The organism is Brevundimonas diminuta (genome assembly GCF_039673845.1).
GTDB lineage: Bacteria > Pseudomonadota > Alphaproteobacteria > Caulobacterales > Caulobacteraceae > Brevundimonas > Brevundimonas diminuta_E.
In genome coordinates this window covers 1-13,754 of the sequence record NZ_JBDJMK010000008.1, presented here as the reverse complement: position 1 = coordinate 13,754, position 13,754 = coordinate 1, and the positions used below count along the sequence as shown (strand labels likewise).

At 65.8% G+C, this 13,754-nt stretch carries 13 protein-coding genes and 1 pseudogene; 8 read left to right on the top strand and 6 right to left on the bottom strand.

Features of this window, described 5'->3' with window-relative positions; genetic code table 11:
* Positions 1–73: 73 nt before the first annotated feature.
* From nrdI to nrdF, 3 genes are all read left to right on the top strand, one after another.
* Positions 74–478, top strand: coding sequence for a class Ib ribonucleoside-diphosphate reductase assembly flavoprotein NrdI (gene nrdI / locus ABE454_RS09830; RefSeq protein WP_346531272.1), 405 nt, complete (start codon positions 74–76; stop codon positions 476–478).
* Positions 460–2,631, top strand: a complete 2,172-nt coding sequence (gene nrdE, locus ABE454_RS09825) for a class 1b ribonucleoside-diphosphate reductase subunit alpha (RefSeq protein WP_430826084.1) — start codon at positions 460–462, stop codon at positions 2,629–2,631. The genes nrdI and nrdE overlap by 19 nt, the downstream gene beginning before the upstream one ends.
* Before the next feature lie 137 nt (positions 2,632–2,768).
* Positions 2,769–3,743, top strand: coding sequence for a class 1b ribonucleoside-diphosphate reductase subunit beta (nrdF, locus tag ABE454_RS09820; protein ID WP_346531269.1), 975 nt, complete (start codon positions 2,769–2,771; stop codon positions 3,741–3,743).
* A gap of 12 nt (positions 3,744–3,755) precedes the next feature.
* Here nrdF and ABE454_RS09815 read toward each other — a convergent pair whose 3' ends face one another.
* Entirely contained in the window at positions 3,756–4,589 is an 834-nt protein-coding gene (locus ABE454_RS09815) for an AraC family transcriptional regulator (RefSeq protein WP_346531266.1), read from the bottom strand.
* Positions 4,590–4,727: 138 nt separating this feature from the next.
* Here ABE454_RS09815 and ABE454_RS09810 point away from each other — a divergent pair, with 138 nt between their 5' ends.
* The 5 genes from ABE454_RS09810 to ABE454_RS09790 all read left to right on the top strand — a co-directional run bounded on the left by ABE454_RS09810 (position 4,728) and on the right by ABE454_RS09790 (position 10,687).
* Positions 4,728–5,903 carry an MFS transporter gene (locus tag ABE454_RS09810; protein WP_346531263.1) on the top strand — a complete coding sequence of 392 codons (1,176 nt, stop codon included), beginning with the start codon at positions 4,728–4,730 and terminating at the stop codon, positions 5,901–5,903.
* Between the two features lie 121 nt (positions 5,904–6,024).
* Complete coding sequence (locus ABE454_RS09805; protein WP_346531260.1) at positions 6,025–7,401, top strand: aspartate aminotransferase family protein; 1,377 nt, start codon at positions 6,025–6,027, stop codon at positions 7,399–7,401.
* Between the two features lie 11 nt (positions 7,402–7,412).
* Positions 7,413–8,510, top strand: coding sequence for a GNAT family N-acetyltransferase (locus ABE454_RS09800; RefSeq protein WP_346531257.1), 1,098 nt, complete (start codon positions 7,413–7,415; stop codon positions 8,508–8,510).
* Positions 8,507–9,400 (top strand): arginase family protein, encoded by an 894-nt coding sequence (locus ABE454_RS09795; protein WP_346531256.1) that lies wholly within the window; start codon positions 8,507–8,509, stop codon positions 9,398–9,400. Before ABE454_RS09800 ends, ABE454_RS09795 begins: the two co-directional genes overlap by 4 nt.
* Positions 9,401–9,436: 36 nt before the next feature.
* Positions 9,437–10,687: a cyclopropane-fatty-acyl-phospholipid synthase family protein gene (locus ABE454_RS09790; RefSeq protein ID WP_346531253.1), complete on the top strand. Its 1,251-nt coding sequence runs from the start codon at positions 9,437–9,439 to the stop codon at positions 10,685–10,687.
* On the opposite strand, the gene ABE454_RS09785 is transcribed toward ABE454_RS09790, so the two are convergent.
* From ABE454_RS09785 to ABE454_RS09765, 5 genes and pseudogenes are all read right to left on the bottom strand, one after another.
* On the bottom strand, positions 10,684–11,907 hold the full coding sequence (locus ABE454_RS09785) for a DegT/DnrJ/EryC1/StrS family aminotransferase (RefSeq protein WP_346531250.1): 1,224 nt from the start codon (positions 11,905–11,907) through the stop codon (positions 10,684–10,686). The genes ABE454_RS09790 and ABE454_RS09785 overlap by 4 nt on opposite strands.
* A complete protein-coding gene (locus ABE454_RS09780; protein ID WP_346531247.1) occupies positions 11,900–12,313 on the bottom strand; it encodes an EamA family transporter in 414 nt (137 codons plus the stop codon). Before ABE454_RS09780 ends, ABE454_RS09785 begins: the two co-directional genes overlap by 8 nt.
* Complete coding sequence (locus ABE454_RS09775; protein WP_430826079.1) at positions 12,310–12,669, bottom strand: EamA family transporter; 360 nt, start codon at positions 12,667–12,669, stop codon at positions 12,310–12,312. The genes ABE454_RS09780 and ABE454_RS09775 overlap by 4 nt, the downstream gene beginning before the upstream one ends.
* Positions 12,666–13,541: an alpha/beta hydrolase gene (locus ABE454_RS09770; RefSeq protein WP_346531244.1), complete on the bottom strand. Its 876-nt coding sequence runs from the start codon at positions 13,539–13,541 to the stop codon at positions 12,666–12,668. The genes ABE454_RS09775 and ABE454_RS09770 overlap by 4 nt, the downstream gene beginning before the upstream one ends.
* Positions 13,538–13,754 (bottom strand): annotated as a pseudogene (locus ABE454_RS09765) (hypothetical protein); the annotation flags it as partial. The gene ABE454_RS09770 and the pseudogene ABE454_RS09765, both read right to left, overlap by 4 nt.

The window sequence follows — 13,754 nt, the reverse complement described above, 5'->3', positions numbered from 1 at the left end:
AGTGCGGGGAGCGTTAGGGAACCCACCTCCCTCAAGCAGCGAGCCGCCGTGCGGCGAGCGATAGGGAATAACCATGCCTCTGGTCGTCTATTATTCCAGCGTGTCGGAGAATACGCGGCGCTTCGTGGACAAGCTGGCGCTGGATAATCTGCGCATCCCGCTGCGGGCGTCGGAGGGACCGCTGGAGGTGCGTCGGCCCTATGTGCTGATCGTGCCGACCTATTGCGGCGACGACGGGCGGGGCGGGGTGCCCAAGCCGGTGATCCGGTTTCTGAACGACCCGCTGAACCGTCAGGGCATCCGGGGCGTCATCGCCGCGGGCAACACCAACTTCGGACATCACTTCTGCAAGTCCGGCTCGATCGTCTCGGCCAAGTGCGGCGTTCCCTATCTGGATCGCTTCGAGCTGATGGGGACGGCCGAGGACGTAGACCGCATCAGATCAGGATTGGAACGCTTTTGGTCACGACCACAGTAGAACGCCCGGCGGCGACCACCGCTGGCGCCCCCGATGCGACGGCGGGCATGGATTATCACGCGCTGAACGCCATGCTGAACCTGTATGGCGCCAATGGCGAGATCCAGTTCGACAAGGACAGGCTGGCGGCGCGCCAGTATTTCCTGCAGCACGTCAATCAGAACACCGTCTTCTTCCATTCGCTGAAGGAGCGCCTCGATTATCTGGTCGAGCATGGATATTATGAGAAGTCGGTGCTGGATCAGTACGGCTTCGCCTTCATCGAGGGCCTGTTCAACCGCGCCTATGGCAAGAAGTTCCGCTTCCCGACCTTCCTCGGCGCGTTCAAATACTACACCTCCTACACGCTGAAGACCTTCGACGGTAAGCGGTATCTGGAGCGGTATGAGGACCGGGTCTGCATGGTCGCTCTGGCGCTGGGGCGCGGGGACGAGGCGCTGGCGACGGCGCTGGTGGATGAGATCATCGCAGGGCGGTTCCAGCCCGCGACGCCGACCTTCCTCAATGCGGGCAAGCAGCAGCGGGGCGAACTGGTGTCCTGTTTCCTGCTGCGGATCGAGGACAATATGGAGTCGATCGGCCGGGCGATAAACTCGGCCCTGCAACTGTCCAAGCGCGGCGGCGGCGTGGCCTTCGCCCTGACCAACATTCGCGAGGCGGGCGCCCCGATCAAGCAGATCGAGGGGCAGTCGTCGGGCGTCATCCCGATCATGAAGCTGCTGGAAGACGCCTTTTCCTACGCCAACCAGCTGGGCGCGCGGCAGGGGGCGGGGGCGGTCTATCTGAACGCGCACCACCCGGACATCCTGCGCTTCCTCGACACCAAGCGCGAGAATGCGGACGAGAAGATCCGCATCAAGACCCTGTCGCTGGGCGTGGTGATCCCGGACATCACCTTCGAACTGGCCCGCAACAACGAGGATATGTATCTGTTCTCGCCCTATGACGTGGAGCGCGTCTATGGCGTGCCCTTCTCGGAGATTTCAGTCTCTGAGAAGTATCGCGAGATGGCCGACGACGGCCGCATCCGCAAGCGCAAGATCAAGGCGCGGGACTTCTTCCAGATCCTGGCCGAAATCCAGTTCGAGTCCGGTTATCCCTACATCCTGTTCGAGGACACGGCGAACCGCGCCAATCCGATCGACGGCCGGATCATCATGAGCAATCTGTGCTCGGAAATCCTGCAGGTCAGCGAGGCCAGCACCTATAAGTCCGACCTGAATTACGACCATGTGGGCAAGGATATTTCCTGCAATCTGGGGTCGCTGAACATCGCGGCGGCGATGGACTCGCCCGATCTGGGCGCGACGGTCGAGACGGCGATCCGCGCCCTGACCGCCGTGGCCGACATGAGCGATATCGACGCCGTGCCCTCCATCGCGCGCGGCAACCGCGAGAGTCGGGCCATCGGTCTGGGTCAGATGAACCTGCACGGCTATCTGGCGCGCGAACGCATCTTCTACGGCTCGGAAGAAGGCGTCGATTTCACCAATATCTATTTCTATGCCGTGACCTATCACGCCCTGCGCGCCTCGAACCGGCTGGCCCAGGAGAACGGCGCATCCTTCGCCGGGTTCGAGCAGTCGAAATACGCATCGGGCGAGTATTTCGACAAATACACCGAACAGCCATGGGCGCCCGCCACCGAACGCGTGCGTCAGCTGTTCGCCGATGCGGGCGTGGCGATCCCGACGCAGGACGACTGGCGCGCGCTGAAGGCCGATGTGCAGCAGCACGGCCTCTATAACCGAAACCTGCAGGCCGTGCCGCCGACGGGGTCGATCAGCTACATCAACCACTCGACGTCCTCGATCCACCCGATCGTGTCGAAGATCGAGATCAGGAAAGAGGGCAAGATCGGCCGCGTCTATTATCCGGCCGCCTTCCTGACCAACGACAATCAGGAATACTATCAGGACGCCTATGAGATCGGGCCCGAGAAGATCATCGACACCTATGCGGCGGCGACCCAGCACGTCGATCAGGGCCTGTCGCTGACGCTGTTCTTCCGCGACACGGCCACGACCCGCGACATCAACCGCGCCCAGATCTACGCGTGGAAGAAGGGCATCAAGACCATCTACTACATCCGCCTGCGCCAGATGGCCCTGAGCGGGACCGAGGTCGAGGGCTGCGTGAGTTGTTCTCTGTGAGTGGTTCGCGCGCCTGAAGGGCGCGCGGACGACGGTCATCCCCTGAACGTTCGGCGCGACGGCTCGCGGTCTGAGGGGATGATCTTTTAGGTTTTTAGGGAGGTGGCAGCCTCCCGTGATGTTCGGGAAGTGCTGAAATGAACGCCCCCTTCAAACCCGTCTCGCGCGTGCAGGCGATCAACTGGAACCGTTTGCAGGACGAGAAGGACCTTGAGGTCTGGAACCGGCTGACCGGCAATTTCTGGCTGCCGGAAAAGGTGCCGCTGTCGAACGACATTCCGTCGTGGGCGGGGCTGACGCCGGACGAGCAGAAGCTGACGATCCGGGTCTTCACCGGTTTGACCCTGCTGGACACCATCCAGAACACGGTGGGGGCGCCCGCCCTGATGCCCGACGCCCTGACGCCGCACGAAGAGGCGGTGTTGAGCAACATCAGCTTCATGGAGGCGGTCCACGCGCGGTCCTATTCCTCGATCTTCTCGACCCTGTGTTCGACGCGCGACGTCGACGACGCCTATCGCTGGAGCGAGGAGAACGAACACCTGCAACGCAAGGCGGAGCTGATCCTGAAACACTATGTCGCCGACGATCCGCTGAAGCGGAAGGTGGCCAGCGTCTTCCTGGAAAGCTTCCTGTTCTATTCGGGCTTCTATCTGCCGATGTACTGGTCCAGCCGGGCGCGGCTGACGAACACCGCCGACCTGATCCGCCTGATCATCCGCGACGAGGCGGTCCACGGCTATTACATCGGCTACAAGTTCCAGAAGCAGCTGGAGACGCGCACCGAGGCCGAGAAGCAGTCGATCAAGGACTTCGCCTTCGAGCTTCTGTTCGAACTGTATGACAATGAGGCCAAATACACCGAGGCCCTGTATGACGGTCTGGGTCTGACCGAGGACGTCAAGAAGTTCCTGCACTACAACGCCAACAAGTCGCTGATGAACCTGGGCTATGAAGCGCTGTTCCCGGCGACGGTCACGGACGTGAACCCGGCCATCCTGTCGGCCCTGTCGCCCAATGCGGACGAGAACCACGACTTCTTCTCTGGCTCCGGCTCGTCCTATGTCATCGGCAAGGCGGTCGCGACCGAGGACGAAGACTGGGAATTCTGAGCGGGCAGGGGGTCAATCGTCCTCTGCGGTTTCGGCGCTGACTTCTGTGCCGATCTGGGCGCCCATGTCGGCGATGTAGCGGGCCGGGGGCTTGCCCATGGCGGTCTTGAACATGGTGATGAAGGCGCTGGCGGACTCATAACCCAGATCATGGGCGACGCTCTGCACCGAGGCGCCGGACGACAGCCTCTGCAGCGCCAGCACGATCTGAAGCTGCTGACGCCAGCGGCTGAAGTTCATGCCGGTTTCGCGGCTGACCAGACGGGTCAGGGTGCGCTCGCTCATGGCGACGCGGCGCGCCCAGTCGGCCACCGTGGTCCGGTCGCCGGGGTTTTCGATCAGAGCCTCGGCGATGCGGCGCAGGGCGGGGGCGTCGGGGATCGGCAGGTGCAGGGCGGCGATCTCGGTGTGGCGCAGTTCTTCCAGAATGACCTGGGCGATGCGGTGCAGATGCCCGCCCGGCGCATAGTCGGGCGTGGGCTGGCGGGCGAGATGACGGATCATCTCGATCACCATCGGACTGAGCGACAGGGTGCAGCAACGGTCGGGCAGGCCGGGCACGTCCGGCTCGACGAAGACCATGCAGACGCGGCCGTTGGCGGTGACGCGGTTGCTGTGCGGCGTGCCGCCCGGCGCCCAGACGCCGCCGCCCAGAGGCGCGATCCACAGGCCGTCCCCGGTCCGGCACATCACCCCGCCCTGAAGCGCCACGACCAGCTGGCCCTTGCGGTGAATATGCAGCGGCAGCTCCGCCTCATTGGCCGATCCGCCCAGGCTGACGGCGATGGCCTCCTGGGGAAAGACATCCGGGTCGAAGTCCTGAAAGCAGGCGTGCAGGGTGGTCATGTCCGGGGATCGCTCGTTGTGACCGATTATAAAAACTCTTTGCCTGAATAGCGGAAGTCAGTCGACTGAGCCAGCGCTAGGGTGAATGGGCCTTCCTCCCCCAAGGCCTTTTTCAGCGTCTCTCCCCAAGGCGGTTTCATGACCTCTCGCTCACACCTGCATCCCTTGTGGATCGTCGCTGGCGTCATGCTGGTGGCGACCACGCTTCGCGCGACCTTCACCGGCGCAGGCCCCCTGCTGGACGATATCGGACAGGCGTTCGGGCAGGGCGCCGGGCAGACCGGCTTTCTGATCACCCTGCCGCTGCTGGCCTTCTTCGTCGTGTCGCCGTTCGCGGCGCGGCTGGCCCGCGCGATCGGGCTGGAGCGGGCGCTGTTTCTGGCGCTGATCGCCATGGTGGCCGGCATCGCCGTCCGCTCGGCCGGGCCGTTGTGGGCCCTTTATGGCGGCTCGGTCGTGCTGGGGGCGGGCATCGCCATCGGCAACACCCTGTTGCCCAGCCTGCTGAAGCGTGACTTTCCCGATCAGATCACCCGGCTGACCACCCTTTACGCCATCAGCATGGGGGTGGCGTCGGCGGCCGCCTCGGCCCTGATGGCGCCGCTGGCGCAGGCCACGGACTGGCGTCTGGCCCTGCTGTCGCTGATCGTCCTGCCCGCTGCGGCGGCTCTGGTGTGGATCCCGCAGCTGCGTCGCCACTCGGCGCCGACGGCGGCCACGGCGGAGCTGGAGACTTCGGCCTCGGTGTGGCGGTCCGGGCTGGCGTGGCAGGTCACCCTGTTCTTCGGCCTGAACTCCTTTGTCTATTACGCCGTGGCGGCGTGGCTGCCGTCGATCCTGACGGCCAGCGGAACCTCGGCCGAGGCGGCGGGGGCCGTGCATGGGGTGATGCAACTGGCGACGGCCGCGCCGGGACTGGTGCTGGTTCCGCTGGTCCGCCGTCTGAAGGATCAGCGCGGCCTGGCCGCGGCCTTTTCCCTGTTGAGCCTGATCGCGCTGGCGGGGCTGTATCTAGCGCCGGGGCTGGCGGTGGTGTGGGCGGCGCTGGTCGGCATCGGTTCCGGCGGGGGCTTCATTCTGGCCCTGTCCTTCATCGGCCTGCGCACCGGGTCGGCCCACCAGACGGCGCAACTGTCGGGCATGACGCAGTCGGTCGGCTATCTGCTGTCGGCCTGTGGTCCGGTGGCCATCGGCGCCCTGCATGATGTGGCGGGCGGGTGGCCGCCTGCGCTGGCCATGTGCGGCGTCCTGTGCGTGGTGATGGCGGTCATGGGGCTGGGCGCCGGGCGCAACCGCCAGATTACTCAGGCCTGACGCGGCATCGACGGCGGGGCCACAACAGGGCCTCGCCGTCTCCACAAATCCTCCATCCCTTGTCGACGGATGTTGCACTGACCTGTCGGAAACAGGCTCACGAGTTGGACGGAGATTTTACGTGAGCCTTAATGTGCAGGAACTTCTGGAGCAGGAAGCACGATACTGCTCCTTCGGCGATACGGTTCACTATGTTGATCCGCCGAAAATCTTCACCGGCTGCGACGGCAGCTATATGTTCGACAATGACGGCACCGCCTTCCTGGACCTCCAGATGTGGTATTCGGCCGTCAACTTCGGCTATAAAAACAAGCGTCTGGAAGAGACTCTGATCCGTCAGATCCAGGAGCTGCCGCAGGTCGCCAGCCAGTATCTGCACCCGACCAAGATCGAACTGGCCAAGTTCATCGCCGAGGACGCGCAGAAGAAATGGGGCCATCAGGGCCGCGTCCATTTCAACGTCGGCGGCGCCCAGGCGGTCGATGACTCGCTGAAGGTCGTGCGCAACGCCAGCAACGGCAAGACGCTGATGTTCGCGTTCGAGGGCGGCTATCACGGCCGCACGCTGGGCGCGTCCAGCATCACCTCCAGCTATCGCTATCGCCGCCGCTTCGGCCACTTCGGCGACCGGGCCCAGTTCATTCCCTTCCCCTATCCGTTCCGCCGCCCGCGCGGCATGACGGCCGAGGAATACGCCGACGTCATCGTCCGTGACTTCGCCCGCAAGTTCGAGAACGAGTACCACGCCGTCTGGGACCCCAAGACGAACCAGTGCGAATATGCGGCCTTCTACGTCGAGCCGATCCAGGGGACGGGCGGCTATGTGGTGCCGCCGGCCAACTTCTTCACCGGGCTGAAGTCGGTGCTGGACCAGCACGGCATCCTGATGGTGGTCGATGAGATCCAGATGGGCTTCTGGCGCACGGGCACCCTGTGGTCGGTCGAGAACTTCGGCGTGACGCCGGATGTGCTGATCTTCGGCAAGGCGCTGACCAACGGTCTGAACCCGCTGTCCGGCATCTGGGCGCGCGAGGAACTGATCAACCCCACGACCTTCCCGCCGGGCTCGACCCACTCGACGTTTGCGGCCAATCCGCTGGGCACCTCGGTCGGTCTGGAAGTGCTGAAGATGACGCACGAGATCGACTTCGGCCGTCAAGTGAAGGAGGCGGGCGCCTATTTCCTGGACGGGCTGCGCGACCTGCAGACGCGCCACAAGGAGATCGGCGACGTCGACGGTCTGGGTCTGGCGCTGCGGGCCGAGATCTGCACCGAGGACGGCTTCACCCCGAACCGCGAACTGCTGGACAAGATGGTGGACATCGGTCTGGCCGGCGATCTGGAATATCAGGGCGAGAAGCGCGGCCTGGTTCTGGACGTGGGCGGCTACTACAAGAACGTCATCACCTTCGCGCCGTCGCTGATGATCTCGCGTTCCGAGATTGATGAGGCCATGGTGCTGCTGGAACAACTGCTGAACCGCGCCAAGGCGGCGTGAGGGGCGCGCCGATGCGCTGGCGCAATGTGCTGGAGCCGCAGACCCTGATCGACCGGTGGACGGCCTGTCCGCCGGAAGGGTTTTCGGTCGTCAGCGATGCGCCGGCGCCGGCGTTCGTGGCGCCGTTCGACCTGCTGACCACGGCGGACGCCGATTTCGTCGAGCGGCTGTCGCAATGGCCGGGGTTCCGCACATGGCGGCGGTTCCTTCGCCTGCGCACCACCTTCATCGGCACGACGGTGACGGAATATGCGCCCGTGCCGGATACCGGTGGGGCCGATGCGCAGGCGGCGGCGACGCTGGCCGCCTCCCTGCGCGAGCGTCTGGGGCGCGGCGCCGCCCTGACGATACTGAAGGACCTGCCGCAGGATTCGCCCCTGCTGTCGGCGCAGGACAACGCCTTCGCCGATGAACTGGCGCGGGCGTGCGAGGCGCGGGACTTCATCCCCCTGACCGGGCAGGCGCTGGCCTATGTGCCGATCGATTTCAGCGATGTCGGCGACTATATCGCCCGCCTGAACCGCAAGGACGCCAAATACGTCCGCAAGAAACTGCGCGCGCGCGCAGGTCTGACGGTGACTGTCGTGCGCACCGGCGACGCCTGTTTCGACGAGGCGACGGTCCGCCGCTATTACGCGATGTATGAACAGGTCTACGCCCAGAGCGAGATCCACTTCGACCGGCTGACCTATGACTTCTTCGCCGGCGTCCTGACCGATCCGGCGCAGAAGGGCGTGGTGTTCGAATACCGCAATCAGGATGGCGAGTTCATCGGCTGGAACCTGTGCTTTGAGCATCAGGGGATGCTGATCGATAAATATATCGGCTTCATCTATCCGCAGGCGCGCGAGGCGAACCTGTATTTCGTCAGCTGGTTCGTGAATCTGGAATACGCGATGGAGCGGGGTCTGACGCACTATGTCGCCGGCTGGACGGACCCTGAGGTCAAGGCCCTGCTGGGCGCCAGCTTCACCTTCACGCGGCATCTGGTCTTCATCCGCAACCCCCTGCTGAGGGCGCTGGGCCGTCGCGTGGCCGGGTCGTTCGAGAGCGACAAAACGTGGAGTGAGAAGGCGGGGAGCGAGAAGCCGGGGAGCGAAAAGCCATGACGCGCCCGCCTCTGGTGCTGGATCTGGACGGGTCGGTGCTGACCCTGCCGGGCGAAATCCGCCCGACCTTGCCGCAGGAGTGGCGCGAGACGCTGCGTTTCGGCTGTGGGACGGGGGCGTTCCGGCGGGCAGGCGCCGCCCTGTCGTCGCGGGCGCCCTCGTATAAGGCGCATGGGCCGGTGCTGATGGGCAGCGGCGATTTTCACCATCTGAGCTGGCCCCTGATCGAGCGCTGTCTGGATCAGGCCGAGGCGCCGGTGCGGGTGGTGGTGCTGGATAACCATCCCGACAGCATGGTCTTTCCGTGGGGCGTTCACTGTGGGTCGTGGATCGGCCGCATGGCGATGGATCCGCGCGTGGCCGAGGTTCACGTGGTGGGCGTCACGTCCGAAGATCTGGGCGCCGCCCATGCGTGGGAGCATGACCTGCGCGCGGTGAAGGCGGGCAAGGCGACCTATTGGAGCGTGGGGGTCGATGTGGACTGGGCGCGCCGTCGCGGCTTCGGGGAGCGGTTCCGTTCCTTCGGCGATACGGGCGCGCTGACGGCGGCCCTGTGCGGCTATCTGAAGGATGATCCGGCGCCGACCTATCTGAGTATCGACAAGGATGTCTTCGCCCCTGACGTGGTCCGCACCAACTGGGATCAGGGTCAGATGACGGCGGCGCAGGGGCTGGATATCGTGGCGGCGCTGAACGGCCATCTGGTCGGCGCCGACATCACCGGCGAAGTGTCGCTGCACCGCTATCGCTCATGGTGGAAGCGCTGGCTGAGCCGGATGGACGGCCAGACGGTCGAGCCGTCGGCTGAGGTCGTGGCCCGATGGCAGCAGGACAATCATCCTTTCAACCTGCAGCTGGTCGCGGCTCTGCAGGCGGCGTGGCGCGTCTAGGCGCGTCGCACAGCATTTTTCGGGGAGGCGCACGTCATGCTAGATGGATTGATGCTGAAGCTGGTGAAGCGGGTCTTCACCCCCCTGATCCAGCGCGGCGATCTGGAGATCGTCATGCCGGACGGCGCCGTGCTGAGGCTGGGCGACGGCGGGACGCCGAGCGTGCGGGTGCGCTTCACGGATCGCCGGGCGATCCTGAACCTGCTGCGCGACCCGGACCTGAACATGGGCGAGATGTTCATGCAGCAGCGGCTGAGGGTCGAGCGCGGCACGGTGTATGACTTTCTGGAGCTGGTGCTGCGCGACGATCGCGATGTGCCGGTCGGCGCCACGGTGCGGGCGCTGGACGCCGTGCGGTCGGCGCTGCGGCCCATCCTGCAGAGCAACAAGCGGAAGAAATCGCGTCGCAACGTGGCCCATCACTATGATCTGGACGACCGGCTCTATCGGCTGTTTCTGGACGAGGACCGTCAGTATTCCTGCGCCTATTTCGAGCGGGGCGACGAGACGCTGGAAGAGGCCCAGCTGGCCAAGAAGCGCCACATCGCGGCCAAGCTGCTGATCGAACCGGGCCACCGGGTGCTGGACATCGGCTGCGGCTGGGGCGGCATGGCCCTGTATCTGGCCGAGGTGGCGGGCGCCGGTCAGGCGGTGGGCGTGACCCTGTCGACCGAGCAACTGACGGCGGCGACGGCGCGGGCGGAAAACTCGCCGCGGGGCGCCAATATCGAGTTCCGGCTTCAGGACTATCGCGACGTGCCGGGGCCGTTCGACCGCATCGTCTCGGTGGGGATGTTCGAGCACGTCGGCATCGTCAACTTCGACGCCTTCTTCAGCCAGTGCCGCGACCTGCTGACCGAAGACGGCGTCATGCTGCTGCACTTCATCGGCAACAGCGATGTGCCGGACTTCAACAACCCGTGGCTGGAGCGGTACATCTTCCCCGGCGGCCATCTGGCGTCCATGTCCGAGTTCACGCCCGCGATCGAGCGTTCGGGGCTGATCGTTACCGATATCGAGGTGGTGCGCCTGCACTACGCCCAGACGCTGAGGCTGTGGCGCGAGCGGTTCATGGCGCGGCGCGAAGAGGCCAGGGCGCTGTATGACGAGCGGTTCTGCCTGATGTGGGAGTTCTACCTGGCCATGTCCGAGACGGCCTTCCGCTATCAGGAGATCGCCGTGTTTCAGGTCCAGCTGGCGCGTCGGCAGGAGGCGGTTCCCCTGACGCGCAACTACATCGTCGAGCGCGAGGCCGAACTGAAGCGCAAGGAACAGGCGCGCGCCTAGAGCCGCCCCTCGACCGCGCGGCGGATGATGTCGCAGACTCGCGCGAAGTCGGCATCGCCCAGCCACGGACTGTTGCTGACGGCCAGCAGCCGCCCGGCCCAGTCGCGGGCGTTGGGAAGGGCGTCTGGCGCGCAAGGTGGGACGACCGAGGCATAGCGCCGATAGTCCGGCAGGGCGCGCAGGAAGGGCGGGCTGAGGCCCAGCCCCTGTGCCCAGCCGTGGGCCAGAACGGCGTCGCGCGTCGCCTGATCGGGCAGGCGCAGCATCAGGATCGGCCAGACGCCGCGCGCGCCAGGGGCGCTGTCCTCGACGACTTCGACGCCATGCAGTTGTTTCAGAATTTCCAGCCGCGACAGGGCCTGCGCTTCGGTGCCGGCCAGAAAGGCGGGAAGACGTTTCAGCGCCTCGGCGCCGACCTGTTTGCGCCAGCGGCCGGTGCGGTGAAGGGGGATGGCGGCGGGAAAGTCGTCGCCCGCGGCCGCGCTCCAGTCGCCGCGCGACAGCGCCTGACGCAGGGGCGCGCCATAGCTCCATCGCAGGGCGCCGGGCCGATAGAGCAGGGCGTATCCGACCAGTTCGGCGATGCGCCGCGCCTCCATCGTCAGACTGTCGGGGATCAGGCGGCGGCGAGTCTCCAGCAGGGCCTGACGCAGGCCCTCTTCGCGCGCGATCAGGGCGCCGCCTTCATAGATGCTGAGCCCCTTGCCGACGGCCAGACTGTAGAAGCCGATGTCGCCCTGAAGGCCGACCGGCGCATCGCCGAGGCGTGCGCCCAGCGCCTGAGCCGCGTCCTCGATCACCCAAGCGCCGACGCGGCGGGCGGCGGCGACAGCGGGGCCGATATCGCTGACCCGCCCGCCCAGATGGGTGGGGACGACGGCAAGCGTGCGGGGGCCGCACAGGGCTCCCAGCGCCTGTGGCGCCATGTCCAGAGCATCGGGGCTGAGGTCGGCCAGCCTCAGCTTCAGATCACAGGCGGCGACGGCCTGGGCGATCAGGGGGCAGGTGTAGGCGGGGACCACCACCTCGTCCCGGTCGGGGGCGAGGGCGGACAGCGTCCGCAGGGCGATGATGAAGGCGGCCGTGCCCGAACATTCGATCTGGACCGGCGGCGTGCCCAGAAAGGCCGCCAGATCATTCTCCAGACACGGGGCGCGGCCGGGGAACAGGTCGCGGATCTGCAGCGGCAGGCCCGCCGTCGGCGGAGCGAAGTCAGCCATGCGGCTCAGGCTCCGCCTCGCGGCTGAGACGGCCTTCGCCCACGGCCAGACATACGATGCCGCCGAGGATCAGCAGCATCCCCAGAAGCTGGGGCCAGCCGATGACTTCGCGGAACAGCACCGCCGACAGGGCCAGCACCGATACGATCTCGAGGTGGGAGGCGGCGAAGGCCGGGCCGACCGGCGCGCGCTGCAACAGCGTCATCCAGGTGAAGAAGGCGCCGACATAGCCCGCCATGGCGCCATAGATCCACGGCTGGCCGAACACCCGCGCCAGCCATGACGGCGAGAACTCCAGCGGCAGGGCGCTGTTCCCCGCCTGTTTGAAACAGATCTGGGCCAGGGTGTCGAACGCCATCAGCGTCAGGAAGCCGATGATGTAGAAGGCTTTTTGAGAGGATTTCATCCTTGCAGCCCCACCACGGCCACGCCAAGCGAGATCAGCGTCACGCCGATGATCCGCAAGGGGGTCAGCTTCTCACGGAACAGCACCCGCCCCAGCAACAGGATAGCGACGATGTTGATCGACCCCAGCAGCACTCCGTCGGACAGCGGCACCAGCGACAGGAAGGCCAGCCAGACCAGAAACTCGGCGATATAGCTGCCGACGCCGATCCAGATCCACGGCTTCGTCGCCATATAGCGCCAGCGCGCCAGCCCTTCGCCCGCGCGCGGGTCGGAGGCGGCGGCCTTGAACGCCAGTTGCCCGGTGCAGTCGACGATGATGTTGGCGGTCCACAGGCCGACGACCAACATATTCACGCGGCGGCCTCCGTCGCCGTCTGGTGCTGACGGGCGATGCGGTCGGCGAAATCGGTGACGCAGGCGATGACGCGGCGGCGCTCCCGGTCGATGGTGACCATGTGATAGCTGTCGTCCAGCACGACCAGTTCGACCGGCGCCTTGTGGACGCGATCCTTGATGTCCTGGGCGTTGGACAGGGCGGCGACGTCGTCGTGGCGGGCGTGAATCGCCAGACAGGGAACCTCGATCAGCGGCAGGCGGCGGCGGACGTGGCGCGCCAGGGCCTGAAGCTCGCCGATGGACCACCACGGATTGCCCGGCAGACCGGCCTGCGAACTGTCGCCGGACTGCATCTGGGCCACGATGCGGGCGCGGATCGCCTCGTCCTTGATGCCGTAGGGCGGCATTTCGAAGAAGACGCGTTTCGCCCCGATCCCCAGCGCCCGGCACAGCGGCAGCAGGAAGGAGAAGCGGGTGTAGAAGGGCATGCTCCAGCCGTCGTGGCGGAAGGTAGTGGACAGGGCGATGACGCCCGCCAGCTTTGGCGTCTTTTCCTCGGCCAGACCCAGCGCCAGCAGGGCGCCCATCGACAGGCCGACGGCGATGATCCGGTCGGTGCAGGCGGCCAGATGGCGCGCGCCCTCGCGGGTGCTGTTCATCCAGTCGCGCCAGCCGGTCGCCAGCAGATCGTCCACGTCGCCGCAATGCCCGGCCAGTTGCAGGGCGTAGACGGTGAAGCCCTGCTTCTGCAGGCCGCGCGCGATCAGGCGCATCTCATTGGGCGTGCCGGTCAGCCCGTGGATCAGCAGGACGCCCACGCGCCCATTGTCGCCCTGACCGGGCAGAAGATAGGCGTGGTCCTTCATCGGCGAGGCGATCGGCAGGGTCATACGGCATCCTGAAACGAAGGACGGCTCAGGATTTCCGGCAACAGGGCCAGGGCGTCGGTGAAGTCGTCGATGGGGGCGTAGGGTATGGCGTTGGCGCGGCAATGGTCGATCAGGCGGCTTTTCGCCAGCACGAAGTCCGCCTTGCCCGAGACGCAGAAGTCCGAGGTGCTGTCGCCGATATAGAGGATGCGGTCGGCCGAACGTCGGGCCTCG